This is a genomic window from Bacillus cereus group sp. MYBK79-1, from assembly GCF_051915365.1.
Taxonomy (GTDB): Bacteria; Bacillota; Bacilli; order Bacillales; family Bacillaceae_G; genus Bacillus_A.
Map to the genome: position 1 here is coordinate 1 of NZ_JBQAEO010000010.1, position 12,535 is coordinate 12,535.

The window sequence follows — 12,535 nt, forward strand, 5'->3', positions numbered from 1 at the left end:
AGCACCCATCATAAGAAATCTCTCCTTTTCCTCTTTTTTATCAGTGTTGACACATAAAAAGAGGTTCAGACACAAAAACAGGCTGTGGAGAAGACTTTCTCCACAGCCTGAAAAAGAAGCCTGATTTACAGGCTTCTTTTTTATTTAATAAACACGTTTTCGATTTTCTGCATGACTAGAGATAAGTAATAATGCAGTTTCTTCCCCTATATTACGAACGATATGAGGAACACATGCATTCCAGGAGAAAGAATCCCCTTCTTCTACAATTGCAATATCTTCTCCATGTTGAACTTCTAGCTTTCCGCGTAATACAAGGTGACACTCTTCCCCTTCATGGGCATTTGGTGTGTTTTCTTTCGGAAACCCAGCAGGAATTTCTACAAGGTTTAGGCGAAGGCCACCTTGTTCTGCCACATGTTCAATTCTCTGTTCATCTTTTCCGTATACACTGTATTTGCGCTCTACCTTTTTGACAACTTTCAGCCGATCTTTTTGTTCTAATAATAAATAGGGAAGGGGAACGTTTAAAAAATTGGAAATCGTTTCTAAAGTTGAGATAGATGGTGAGGTTTTATTATTTTCAACTTGGCTCATAAAACCTTTAGAAAGACCTGTTCCCTCACAAATTTGTGCGATTGTTATGCCTCTACGTTGACGAATTTCACGTATTGCAGAACCAATATTCATAAAATCAAGCTCCTTTTTTGTAAACAACTATTTGTATCATAGCAAAAAAAATATATTTTTTCCCAGTGAAAATGAATTGACGAATAAAAAAAATTAGTGTATGTTTTGTAATGTAAATAAAAGTTTTGTATAAGAAAACTATAAAGGAGAGAAAGAAATGAATCAACATATCGGTAACTTAATTATTCGTATCGTGTTAGGGGTAACGTTCTTTATGCACGGTTTAACAAAATTCCAATCAGGGATTGACAATATTGCAGGGTGGTTCACAAGCATTGGTTTACCAGGAGGACTTGCATACGGTGTAGCAACAGCGGAATTAGTTGGTGGCATATTGTTAATTCTAGGTTTAGGTGTAAGATATATTGGATTATTATTTGCACTTGTTATGGTTGGCGCAATTGTAAAAGTAAAATGGTCAGCTGGTTTATTAGGAGATGGAAAAAATCCTGGCTTCGAATTAGAGCTTGCATTGTTAGCGATGGGTGCGTACTTATTTGTTGCGAAAGCAGACGGTTTTATAGATAATTTCATCAAAGAGAAAATGTTAAAGAAGAACTAAATTAAATGGGGGGCTAACAAGATGAGTTTTCAACTTCATCCCGACACAACACTTGATGTTGTTCATTTATATGTATCAAATATAAAGAAATCACTAGAGTTTTATACAGAAGTACTAAGTATGAAAGTATTAAAACAAGATGAAATGGTCGTTACATTTGGTAATGAAAATAACGAACCACTCCTTATCATTGAAGAAAAGAAAGAAGCCTTACCAAAGCAAAGAGGGAGAACGGGGTTATATCATTACGCAATTTTATTACCGAGCAGACAAGATTTAGCGAATATTCTTCGTCATCTTGTAGAAATGGTATATCCGCTGCACGGCGGAGCCGACCATTACTTTAGTGAGGCTCTTTATTTAGCTGATCCAGATGGAAATGGGATTGAAATTTATCATGATCGCCAAAAAGAAGTTTGGCGTAATGAGAATGGAGAACTACCATTTGTTAGTAACCCATTAGCTGGTGAAGAATTATTACAGCAAGGAAGTGCGTGGAAGGGTTTCCCAGCTGGTACTGTGATGGGGCATGTTCATTTATATGTAGCTGATTTAGAAGAAGCGAAACGTTTCTATGTGGATGGTCTTGGTTTTGAAGTAACAATCCCAGCTCGCAATGGTGCGTTGTTCGTATCAGCAGGCGGCTATCATCACCATGTCGGTTTAAATACGTGGCAAGGTGAAGGGATACCACCGCAAATGCCAAATTCCGTTGGATTGAAATATTTCACAATTGTACTAGCGGATGAAAAACAAAAAGAGCAAGTATGTGAAAACTTAAAAAATATTGGCAAAATTGCTACGTACAAGGATGGAATATTACAAGCCCAGGATCCATTTGGACATAGTATTCATTTCAAAATAAAAGGAGAAGCCTAATAAAGGCTTCTCTTTTTTTACTTTCTTATAATGGCTTTTTCATTTTGGACAAATAGTTTATCAAATTGCTTCGCCAGCTCAAAATCGAGTTTCGTTAAACCTTTTGCATTCCATGAGGACAAAGTAATAATGACTGCTTTATACTGGATAAGAATAAATGGATGGTGATTATGTTCTTCTGATAGTTTGGCGACTTCAGAGACAAATTCGACTCCTTTTAAGTAGTCGGAAAACATATATTTTCGTTCAATCCATTTTTCATCTTTTATCATCCATTTATCTACTGTCAATAATTCCTCTTGAACCTCTTCCTCAGCTAATCGTAGCATCATTTTTCACATCCTTTGCAGATAGTAGTGCAAGACCATTGTTAATAAGACGTGTTACAGCTTCGTCAGTTGTGAAAGTAGAAAGTTGTTGTAATAATGCTGCGGATGTTTCATGCCCTTTGTTGTGCTCCAAAAGCAATTCTAATATTTCAAGGCGAAGCAGCCATTCTTTCGCATAAAATTTATTTAATACTTCTTGAATAGCTACTAGCTGTTCGATATGAGCTTCGTGTAAAATACCTTCATTTCGAATATCGCGAACTGTTTGATACATACGATCTAGCTCAGTTAATGTAAGAGGTGCTGGAGTTGTTTCTATTTCTTCATCAACAGGGAAAAACGATGCTGCATCTGCAGCTCCTGGGAATACAGAAGTGATTTTTGAGCCAACAGCCATATCAAAAGCACCCCATGAAGCATCAAATAATAAACGGTCTTTATAAGTCACGGTGCAATCGATAAAGCAGATAAGAGCTATCTTTTTATCATTCTTTTCAATACCTGTTACCGTTCCTTTTACGTGGATGCCACTTGCAAAAGTAAAGGATGCTTTATTTCCAATTGTAATTCCTAACGATTGTAATTGTTCATCTGTACAATTTTCTAATGCAATATTTTCAGTAAGCAATCCAATTGGTGTTCCAAATCCGTCACTGTGTACAGACGTAGAATGATTTGCTAGCTGTTTATTGTGAATTGCTAATGCTGTTGGCGAATTTGTTCGCATATAAATTACTTCACCTGCATCGTTTTCAATCATCTCGCTGAATGTACCTGTAATTTGTAGTCCGCTATTTAGTTCAGCAGTTGCATGGTTTTCAGAGCGAATCGCTTTTTCTAAACCTTCTTTACCACCTGTTTTAAAGGCCATCGTTTCAGAGAATTTCTCAAGTGCCTCTGTTAACTCTTCAAAGGAATCACAAACAAATAGTTGAGGTTGCATTTTTGTTACGTCATAAGTTGTTCCTGTACAAGCCTCAATAGAAAAAGGAACTTTTTCTACAGCATCTGTTAAGCAATGTTTACTTTCACCGACAGAAGAAAGGAGACCAGCACCGTAGATTTTTGGATCGTCTATATTTCCAATTAACCCGTATTCTACCGTCCACCAGAAAAGGCGTGAAATTTGTTCTGCTTCTGATAAACCAGAAACTAATTTTTGTTTTTCAATTACCGCATTTTCAGCAGCGGCAACTTCTTCAGGTGTAGAAGTCGGGCTTTCTTTTACGATTGTTAATGTACGAACAGCTTCAAACGCATCATGTTCTTCTTTTGTAGAAAAAGCTTTTGCTCCAATTTGTCCAAAGCGTTTTACATACTTTGCATATGTAGGATCAAGTAAAATTGGTGCGTGGCCTGCAGCTTCATGAACGATATCAGGAGCCGGTGTATACTCGATATTTTCTACTTTACGAATATCTGTTGCAATTGGTAATAACCCGTGTCCTTGAAAATCAAAGAATGCTACGCCTGGAATAAGTCCATCAATCGTTACAGCTCCCCAGCCACTTGGTGCTAAACATTCATTCATTTCTTCTACCTTAGGAATTGCATCTATATTTATACCAGATGATTGTAATCCGTTCACGTAGGCGGGATGAGCAACATCTTTTAAGAAACTATGATTTTGTCTCATAATGTAACGCCATACAGCGTGGTTCACCGGTGTGTATTGATCATAATGTTGTGTGGATACGAATGGTTTTAAATGCGATGGAATTTCTGTTTTCTTTGTCATTTAAACATCCTCCTTTTTTCTATAAAACTGAAGATCGATTTCGTATAGCTTGTATCACCTCCCTTTAAAATTGTAAGCGCTTATAAAAATTCTATCATAACATTCAGAATTATTTAACATTTGTTTCTGTGAGAAATAGAAAAAGCCCCTATCGGAGTATTTGATAGGAGCTAAAGAATTGTGGTACGACCTTATTTTACTTCTAAATCAACATTTAAATTAGTTGTATTTCCAGCTGCATCGGTTGCAACAATATGAATGGTATTCTCTCCTTGTTGTAATTGGTTACGATCGAAATAAATTTCGTAGTTTTTCTCCCAAGGGTTCAGGTACGCATTTTCCCACACGCCATTTCCGTTAATTTTATATTGCATTCTCACTGGAATACCAGGTGCAACCCAACCAGATTCCGTCATCCAATCTAGTAGAATATCGTCAACTTTCCCTCTAATAACAAGATTTTCTTGATCAATTTCGTGTGTTAACTTAGGTGCTGTTCGGTCGATAAATACAGCTCCTGTTTGTTTGGTTTCTCCGCCAGAGTTAGAAGCAACAGCTTCGATTTGGTATAAGCCATCAGACAACGGAGATCCGTCCGTTCTTGTACCATTCCATTTGAAAGATTTATAACCAGGTGTTTCGTTTTTACCTTGGTATACCATGCCTTGATATGTCACATGCTCTTTCGTAATTAAATTAGCATGAAACGCTATATCTTCAACTGGTGTAACTAAATAGTAATTGATTAAGTTGTCATCTAGTATTTTGTCATTATTTGGACTGAAAGTAGAATTAACGATTTCAACGCCATCAATACGCTTGTATTCTTTCGGATCGATGCTAAATGTAAATGGAATACGCGTTTCTTCTTTTGTTCTCTGGTCTTTTACGTATACATTACCAGTATATACGCCTTGTGGTAGTGAGCTATCGACTGTGATTGTAAATGGCTTTTCGGTACTACTATTCGGCTGGATGCTAATTGACGAAGGTACAGAAGTTTTTACTTTTGTTTTTGTATTCGCATCTAGTAATTCGACACGAGTTGAAAAACTTTTCTTTTTACTAGAAAGATTTTGTAACGTAATATTTTGTGTTAGTTTTACTTTGCCGCTATTCGGTTTAATAAGACCGAAACTTACATTGTTCGGTTTCACTAATGCATCCGTTTGAGCTGCTTTCGGAATGTTAATTAAACCAGATCCTTGTGCCATAATAGGATATGTATTTTCATTGACATCCTTTAATGTTTTTGCAGTGTTGGCAAGAGCAGACTTCAATTGTTCTGCCGTCCAATCAGGATGCATTTGACGTAGTAAGGCAACAGCTCCTGCTACTTGTGGCGCAGCCATACTTGTTCCGTGATGAGATTCATAGCCACCTCTTGGTACTGTACTTGTAATGCTTACTCCAGGTGCAACAACATCAGGTTTTATGAGCCAACTTCCTTGTGATGGTCCTCTTGAACTAAAGTTACCAATAAGTTCTGTTTGGTTCGGTTGTCCAATTTTTATATTTTTCTTTCGTTTTGCAATTAAATTTTTCAACTCTTCGCCATTTGTATTTGATAATTGCATAACTGGAAGAGCTATGTCTGCACGTCCGAAATATTCGGGCATAAGATCAATTTCTTTTTCGTTAGAAATTAGTAACACGCCGAGAGCGCCAGCTCGTTTCGCTTGTTCTGCTTTTACTAATGCGCTCGAAGTTCCTTGTAAAACAAGGGCAAACTTTCCTTTCACATCTTGTTTAGCGTAATCGCTTGAATTACCGTAGCCAACATAGACAAGCTGAGCATCGTTTCCTACTTGGAAATCTGCTTTTGATAACGGTAATCCTTGATAAGATTTATTAGAACCAGCTACTTGGAATGTTGGGAATGGAATAGAAACAGTAGATGCACCAACAGAGATGACGCTACTTGCGTTACCAGGAGCATCAACAGACCAAGGCTTTGGTCCATCATTTCCATTTGAAACGACTGCAGTAACACCAAGTTTTGCTGCACGTTCTAACGTCATTGTTACAGGTTGATCAGGGACATTCAAATCTTGACCGAGAGATAGATTTAGAACATCTGCACCATCTTGAATAGCACGCTCAATACCTTGAATAATATCATCGGTCGTACCAGTGCCACCATCATTCATTACACGATAAGCTAGAATAGATGCATTTGGAGCAACGCCTTTAATTTTTCCGTTACCAGCAATAATGCCAGCTACATGAGTACCGTGTACGTTGCCATCCATCGGATCATTATCCTCATCGACTGTATCATATCCACCGATATAGTTTGCTTGTAAATCAGGGTGGGTATAATCTACACCTGAATCAATAACAGCGACTTTCATTCCTTTTCCATCAAGCGGTTTTCCGGTTGGATCTTTTAAATTCCATGCTTCAGGTGCACCGATTGTCGGTCCACCGACATTTGGCGCTTCTTCATTAGTAGTGCTTTTTGCTGTTTCATGCAATTTATATGTTAAGTTCGGATAAACAGCTTTTACCTCAGGTAAAGAAGCTAAAGCAGCAACTTGATCTCCTGGGATAGAAATAGAAAATCCGGAAAATAACGTACTATACGTTTCTTTTATTTTTGCTTTCGGTGCTTTTTCTTTAATTTTCTTTGTTGTATCCTCTTGTGCCTTTTTTAGTTGTGCATGGTATGATTGCGCATTGCCATTTTTTAAATCTGGAGCATGCTGAATGTTACTTTGTGAAGCGAGCGGAGCATGTTGCAACTCTACAATGACTGAAATTTCTTTTGATGTTTTTGTTTCAACATTTTGCGCGATTTTGTTGTCGCCCCATTGTTCAATATTCGCTTTTAACTGTGGACTAAATTGCTTCTCCTTTTGCAGCGATTCAGCATGTGCGCTTAAAGTTCCAAAACTAGAAAAGACGAGCGCCATACTTAATAGTGTAGATGCAGTTTTTTTCATTGAAACTCCCCCTAATAAAAAGTGCCAATATTCCAAAAAGTTATCTTACATTTTTATTATGAAATATAAAATTGAATGTTGGCTAAACTATACTTTCGACATAATTCATACCAATCCTCTATGAATTTAAAATTTCTTGGGAAATTTTTTGTGATTATGTCGAATGGCTAATATTCAGTGGGGGAAGACCGTACTGACTGGTTATAAATTCACAACAATTGTGCAATTAATACGGAGCGAAATTCGCATATAGTAAGCGGAATATGAGGAATGCTATAAGAAAAATGGAGGAACGTATGAAAAAAATTATCGTGAGTAGTAGTGTGGCTTTATTCATTTTTTTATCTTCAATTTTTAGTACCAGTGCAGAAAATAATGGGGTGAAAGTTGCTTTTATCCATCACCATGACCTTTGGATTAAAGTTGATGGGAAGGAAAAACAAATAACAAAAGGTGAGTACATAATAGAGCCGAAATGGTCTCATGATGGAGAATGGATTGCCTATGCTAAAGGAAAGAAGCAAAGCACCTTGGAGTTATACAAACTGGAAGATGGAAAGAAAGTTAGGCCATTGCAATCTGAAGTATCGAATTTTCAATGGTCACCGAAAGAGAATATAATTGCATTTGTATTTGCGAATACGTTAAATACGTTTGACGTTCAAAAAAAGAATGCGGATTTTGAAAATGTATCAGCTGGTGTAGGTGACTATGCATGGTACCCTGATGGAAAGAAGTTTCTTGTATCTTCTGAAGCACACTTGCTTCCAACGGGATGGACAGGAGCACAACTGTATGAAGTGCAAAAAGATGCACATATGAATCCTCATAAAATGAAGCATTTGTACGCATTACCAAATGAGCATGATGATTTTCTAGCGTTAGTTGCAAGTGGGTTTGAATGGTCACGGGATCGAAAGTGGATTTCATTTTTAGCAGTACCAACAGCTTCATGGTCAGCTGATAGTAATACGCTTTGCTTAGTTCGAGCAGATGGCAGCCGGTTTGAAAAGATAGATCAAATGTTATTAAACACACAATGGTTCAAATGGGCGCCAGGCAAGAATATATTAGCTTATATTGAAGGAAGCGGGAGAGTTGCATTAGAAAATAAACATTTAAAAGTAAAAGAATTGCCAGCACTTCAGCAGAACACATTTACACCGAAAGGATATGTCGATTGGGATTTTACATGGAAGAATGATAACGTAATTATCGTTTCAAGGGCAAAAGAGGCAGGGATAGAAACTCCGCCAGAAAAAAGGCCACTGCCATCTTTATATGAGATTGATCGTACAAGCGATAAACAATATCAAATTACAAAGCCACCTCATAAGCAAGGCGACTATCATCCGATCTTTATGAAGAAGAGCAACCAATTAATATGGGTACGTTCAGACCGTAAGAAAGCCAATGTATGGATTGTCAATAGTGATGGGAAACAGGAAAAGAAGTGGATTGAAAATATAGATGTACCAGAGTGGTATTATGAGAAATGGAATTGGGAAAATGTCATATCGGTGAAAGAAGACTCCATGTGATTTGTGTTACGGGTGAAACCCAACAATTCAGATGGAGATGAATTGCTATCAGAAGGTAGGCCGAACTCTGTTGTTTCGCTCATAATAATGTTTGAGGGCGAATGTTTGTTTCTTTTTTTCTTACGATATCATGTAGATAAAGAGGAAATAGATTGTAAGACAACGAAATTAGATAATGATAATGATTATCATTCTGCTACTTGAGTCAAAAGGAATTACGATGAAGAACATGTTCGCATGTTGTTTCATTTCGTTCCAAATATTGATTTGTCAAAAGTAATGAACTCTCTAAGAAAGGTGGTGAAAACAATGGCTAGAAAGAAAGCAGTGAAAGTATTACGGAAACAAAAGAAAAGAGAAAACATGCAACGATTCACGCAGAAACAGAATATCGGACGAGCTTGTCTGAATGCAAAAGAATTTCGTTTACTTCAGCGCATGTCGCATAGTTCAAAAGCACTGCGAAATGTTGGGTTGTACACGATGAAACAAAGTTACTTGAACAATAATAGGATGGCTACTGTAAAAGAAGTGGATACTGCTATGCAAGCTGATACGAATTATTGGGGCGTTCAATCAAACTCTGTTCAAGCGATTCGCAGAGCCTTATTTACAGAAGTGAAGAGCTTTTTTAAGGCATTGGAACAGTGGAAGAAAAATCCCGAGAAGTTCACAGGTCGTCCGAAGTTTCCAAATTATTCTCGTTCCACAGACAAACGAATTATTGAAATCTATCAAGTTCCAAAAGTGGATGAGAACGGGTATTGGATGGTTCCGATGAATGTGGCATTCAGGAAAAAATTCGGTTCCATTCAAATACGTATGCCGAAAAACTTAAGAAATAAAAACATCTCCTACATTGAGATTGTACCCAAGCAAAAAGGTCGGTTCTTTGAGGTGCATTACACATATGAAATGCACGTTTCTCAAATGAAGAAACCATCCACGACTACGAGTAACGCTTTGAGTTGCGATTTAGGTGTAGACAGATTAGTAAGTTGCGTGACAAATACAGGTGATGCCTTCTTAATTGATGGAAAAAAATTAAAATCTATAAATCAATACTTCAACAAAACGATACGTAATCTAGGGCAGAAAAATATGGAGAATGGACTTTCAAAACGTGTTGTAACGAATAGAATGGCTGCACTTTGGCATAAACGAGAAAGACAAATAAACGGTTACATTGCACAAACGGTAGGCCTATTGTTCAAAAAAGTGAAAGAGTTCGATATAGATACGATTGTTGTAGGGTATAACGCTGGTTGGAAACAAAACTCTCATATGGGGAAAAAGGATAATCAAAAGTTTGTTCAAATCCCATTCCATAAACTGATTGCTGCGATTGAGAATAAATGTGTAAAAGAAGGCATCCGATTTTTCAAACAAGAAGAAAGCTATACTTCAAAAGCTAGTTTTCTTGATAAGGATCCGGTTCCAGTTTGGTCTAAGGATGATAGGACGCAGTATCGCTTTAGCGGCAAACGAATTACTCGTGGTATGTATCAAAGTAAAGCAGGAACATGTATTCATGCTGATATGAATGGTGCGCTGAATACATTGAAAAAATCAGGAGTTATAGAATTGGATGACAATCTGAAAGTAAAAACGCCGATTCTATTAGAAGTGCAAAAACGTAAGGCTGTTGCTTCACGCATAGCTTAGTGGGTGCGTCAACCATCCATGTGTACGCGACTTGTCGGGGCTTGTAGCACACGCCGGGATTCATCTGAGTGGTGGCTTCTTCCACACGGGAGAATTGCTCTTTTTCGAAAGGGTGGTGCAAGTGGGAAAACAATCGTTCGTTGCCAGTACCAACCAAAAACATACTTGGGGTGTTACCATAAGGTGGCATGAATGCTAGAGCGTCAAACTGTCTAGCGATAGACGAAAAGACCTAGCGTTCGAACTCAAGCCCCCACTGAAAGGCTTTATCTCAGTGGGGGTAGTTGACTGTTATTTATGTGTTTTATTTGGCTTCTTTTTCGCTGGGTTTCCGTTCCCTTGACGTTTTCTATTTTGTTCATCTTTTGCTTGTTTTTCATGCAGTGTATCTAAAAAGTCATTCGAGTTACTCATTTTTCTATCGCTCCTTTCATCTTGTCCTAATTACTATAACCATTTAGGAGGATAATCATGAGATAAAAAGTTAAGCACTTAGTTTTCTTCGATAGTATACGTAAAATATGCCATACGTAATAAATAGCATAAATAAAATTTGTAACTCTACATTTTCTTTTAAAATAGTTGCGACAGAAGTTGGTAAGTATGGTGATGTATTACTCGTTTCTATACCTAACCATTTGTTTAAGAGATTAATGGTACAAAACATAAAAACACCAGACCAGCTTGCAATAATTGCCTTCTGTTTAATTTTTGTTTCACGTTCATCATCTGTAATCCAAGGATTAGAAGTTTTATCACTACTAAAAAATCCGTTTATATATCCCCATATAATCATTCCAATTAAGATGGTTATCCATTTCATATTTGTGATTCCCTCCTCTCTTGTAAAAAGTATTTTACATATACGATTGTAATATTTCCTAATCATTTGTGTCAAAACTTTTTTACATATCAGTTTTTCATATAGCAGGAATAAAGGATGGAATAGGGAAGAAATATGTAAGAGGATTTTATAGTGAGAGGAGGATGGGGATGAAACTCATCTTTGTTCGGCACGGTGAAGGAGAACATACAAAAGATTCGCCATCAAGTTTACAAGTGCCTCATCCACCATTAACGGGTGAGGGAAAGAATCAGGCTAAATTACTTCAATGCGATGTGCCATTGCAAGAAACGGATATATTAATCGCTAGCCCTACACTTAGAACTTTACAAACGGCGGCGATATGGAGTGAGAAAGTAGCTTGTCAAAAAATCGTCCACCCATATGTATCCCCACGTATTTTTCCTTATCGAGTAGGAGCGAAAACATTACCATGTGATTACATAGTAGATCAGGGGAGAATAACAAATTTATTTCCGAATTTTTCGATAGAGAAAAGTACAAATAAACAGCTATGGACGGAAGGTATAAATACTATTTCAGAGCATAGCTTTCAGCAAATAGTAGATGAATTTCTTCTTTGGTGTTATGAGCTGGGTACGGAAAGAATTTGTATTGTATCTCACGACGGGACAATTACTGCGTATAGGGAATATTTGCAGAAAGTCGTGTTAACTAGATATGATTTTTTGCAAGAAATGGGTATATATGAAATGAATCTACCCCTTAAAAGTTTGATTGATGAGATCTAATTATAGGATGGAGGGTGTATGTTGAATGTTGCAATAGTAGTTGGCTTTAACTCTGATTTAGAGGCGCAATCAATCCGAGCATCGCTTGAATATTTTGGAGCAAAAGTTATAACATACTGGATTGGTAGACCGAAAGAGTTCATCGATATTCTTTCTGGAAAGGGTTTATATAATGATATCGATTATGTTGTCTTTTGCTTTCATGGTGAGGAAGGAAAGTTTGTGATGGAAGAGTTAGGTGAAGATGTATATGAACAAGATGAACCGAGAGGATACTTTGGCGCAGCAGAAATTTATAAATATGCACAATTGCATAATACACATATTGTAAATAGTGGGTGTACGTTAGGGGAGCGAAAACTAGCAGAATCTTTTTTACGTAGTGGAGCGAAATCGTATATTGGATCGATAGATTATGTAGACGGGAATGCAGCAATTATGTTTACAATACGCTTATTTTACGGGCTTATTAACCATGAAAAAACGTTAAAAGAGGCTTTTCAAGAGGCGAAATTAATCGATGAGGAGACACGTACATTTCAATTCTATAAATAGAAAAAACACGTTTATTCTATATTCGAATAAACGTG

Annotated in this window: 12 protein-coding genes; 6 read left to right on the plus strand and 6 right to left on the minus strand. The window is 37.1% G+C overall.

What is annotated here, in order from left to right:
• Nucleotides 1–144 precede the first annotated feature (144 nt).
• A complete protein-coding gene (locus ACTFOB_RS16480) occupies nt 145–690 on the minus strand; it encodes a helix-turn-helix domain-containing protein (RefSeq protein WP_001020700.1) in 546 nt (181 codons plus the stop codon).
• 157 nt (nt 691–847) lie between these two features.
• On the opposite strand from ACTFOB_RS16480, the gene ACTFOB_RS16485 reads away from it, so the two are divergent.
• On the plus strand, nt 848–1,252 hold the full coding sequence (locus ACTFOB_RS16485; RefSeq protein WP_440027591.1) for a DoxX family protein: 405 nt from the start codon (nt 848–850) through the stop codon (nt 1,250–1,252).
• Nucleotides 1,253–1,273: 21 nt separating this feature from the next.
• Complete coding sequence (locus tag ACTFOB_RS16490; RefSeq protein ID WP_440027594.1) at nt 1,274–2,131, plus strand: VOC family protein; 858 nt, start codon at nt 1,274–1,276, stop codon at nt 2,129–2,131.
• Nucleotides 2,132–2,148: 17 nt separating this feature from the next.
• On the opposite strand, the gene ACTFOB_RS16495 is transcribed toward ACTFOB_RS16490, so the two are convergent.
• The 3 genes from ACTFOB_RS16495 to ACTFOB_RS16505 form a co-directional block, all read right to left on the minus strand.
• On the minus strand, nt 2,149–2,463 hold the full coding sequence (locus ACTFOB_RS16495; RefSeq protein ID WP_440027596.1) for a 4a-hydroxytetrahydrobiopterin dehydratase: 315 nt from the start codon (nt 2,461–2,463) through the stop codon (nt 2,149–2,151).
• Nucleotides 2,444–4,198 carry an aromatic amino acid hydroxylase gene (locus tag ACTFOB_RS16500; RefSeq protein WP_440027598.1) on the minus strand — a complete coding sequence of 585 codons (1,755 nt, stop codon included), beginning with the start codon at nt 4,196–4,198 and terminating at the stop codon, nt 2,444–2,446. The genes ACTFOB_RS16495 and ACTFOB_RS16500 overlap by 20 nt, the downstream gene beginning before the upstream one ends.
• Nucleotides 4,199–4,389: 191 nt before the next feature.
• Nucleotides 4,390–7,143 carry a S8 family peptidase gene (locus ACTFOB_RS16505; protein ID WP_440027599.1) on the minus strand — a complete coding sequence of 918 codons (2,754 nt, stop codon included), beginning with the start codon at nt 7,141–7,143 and terminating at the stop codon, nt 4,390–4,392.
• A gap of 296 nt (nt 7,144–7,439) precedes the next feature.
• Here ACTFOB_RS16505 and ACTFOB_RS16510 point away from each other — a divergent pair, with 296 nt between their 5' ends.
• Both ACTFOB_RS16510 and ACTFOB_RS16515 read left to right on the plus strand, forming a co-directional pair.
• Nucleotides 7,440–8,684: a TolB family protein gene (locus ACTFOB_RS16510; RefSeq protein ID WP_440027601.1), complete on the plus strand. Its 1,245-nt coding sequence runs from the start codon at nt 7,440–7,442 to the stop codon at nt 8,682–8,684.
• A 309-nt stretch (nt 8,685–8,993) separates the two neighbouring features.
• A complete protein-coding gene (locus ACTFOB_RS16515; RefSeq protein ID WP_440027603.1) occupies nt 8,994–10,349 on the plus strand; it encodes an RNA-guided endonuclease TnpB family protein in 1,356 nt (451 codons plus the stop codon).
• Nucleotides 10,350–10,640: 291 nt separating this feature from the next.
• Here the strand turns inward: ACTFOB_RS16515 and ACTFOB_RS16520 are convergent, their stop codons facing one another.
• Nucleotides 10,641–10,763 carry a DUF4023 domain-containing protein gene (locus tag ACTFOB_RS16520; RefSeq protein WP_000071861.1) on the minus strand — a complete coding sequence of 41 codons (123 nt, stop codon included), beginning with the start codon at nt 10,761–10,763 and terminating at the stop codon, nt 10,641–10,643.
• Between the two features lie 70 nt (nt 10,764–10,833).
• Nucleotides 10,834–11,172: a phosphoglycerate mutase gene (locus tag ACTFOB_RS16525; RefSeq protein ID WP_440027604.1), complete on the minus strand. Its 339-nt coding sequence runs from the start codon at nt 11,170–11,172 to the stop codon at nt 10,834–10,836.
• Between the two features lie 170 nt (nt 11,173–11,342).
• On the opposite strand from ACTFOB_RS16525, the gene ACTFOB_RS16530 reads away from it, so the two are divergent.
• Together ACTFOB_RS16530 and ACTFOB_RS16535 are read left to right on the plus strand one after the other, a co-directional pair.
• A complete protein-coding gene (locus ACTFOB_RS16530) occupies nt 11,343–11,945 on the plus strand; it encodes a phosphoglycerate mutase family protein (RefSeq protein ID WP_440027606.1) in 603 nt (200 codons plus the stop codon).
• Between the two features lie 18 nt (nt 11,946–11,963).
• On the plus strand, nt 11,964–12,500 hold the full coding sequence (locus tag ACTFOB_RS16535) for a delta-aminolevulinic acid dehydratase (RefSeq protein ID WP_151633650.1): 537 nt from the start codon (nt 11,964–11,966) through the stop codon (nt 12,498–12,500).
• Nucleotides 12,501–12,535 lie beyond the last annotated feature (35 nt).

Bases quoted from the DNA above. Each gene is read 5' to 3' on its own strand.
- ACTFOB_RS16480 (WP_001020700.1), bottom strand. From the start codon at position 690: ATGAATATTGGTTCTGCAATACGTGAAATTCGTCAACGTAGAGGCATA.
- ACTFOB_RS16485 (WP_440027591.1), top strand. From the start codon at position 848: ATGAATCAACATATCGGTAACTTAATTATTCGTATCGTGTTAGGGGTA.
- ACTFOB_RS16490 (WP_440027594.1), top strand. From the start codon at position 1,274: ATGAGTTTTCAACTTCATCCCGACACAACACTTGATGTTGTTCATTTA.
- ACTFOB_RS16495 (WP_440027596.1), bottom strand. From the start codon at position 2,463: ATGATGCTACGATTAGCTGAGGAAGAGGTTCAAGAGGAATTATTGACA.
- ACTFOB_RS16500 (WP_440027598.1), bottom strand. From the start codon at position 4,198: ATGACAAAGAAAACAGAAATTCCATCGCATTTAAAACCATTCGTATCC.
- ACTFOB_RS16505 (WP_440027599.1), bottom strand. From the start codon at position 7,143: ATGAAAAAAACTGCATCTACACTATTAAGTATGGCGCTCGTCTTTTCT.
- ACTFOB_RS16510 (WP_440027601.1), top strand. From the start codon at position 7,440: ATGAAAAAAATTATCGTGAGTAGTAGTGTGGCTTTATTCATTTTTTTA.
- ACTFOB_RS16515 (WP_440027603.1), top strand. From the start codon at position 8,994: ATGGCTAGAAAGAAAGCAGTGAAAGTATTACGGAAACAAAAGAAAAGA.
- ACTFOB_RS16520 (WP_000071861.1), bottom strand. From the start codon at position 10,763: ATGAGTAACTCGAATGACTTTTTAGATACACTGCATGAAAAACAAGCA.
- ACTFOB_RS16525 (WP_440027604.1), bottom strand. From the start codon at position 11,172: ATGAAATGGATAACCATCTTAATTGGAATGATTATATGGGGATATATA.
- ACTFOB_RS16530 (WP_440027606.1), top strand. From the start codon at position 11,343: ATGAAACTCATCTTTGTTCGGCACGGTGAAGGAGAACATACAAAAGAT.
- ACTFOB_RS16535 (WP_151633650.1), top strand. From the start codon at position 11,964: ATGTTGAATGTTGCAATAGTAGTTGGCTTTAACTCTGATTTAGAGGCG.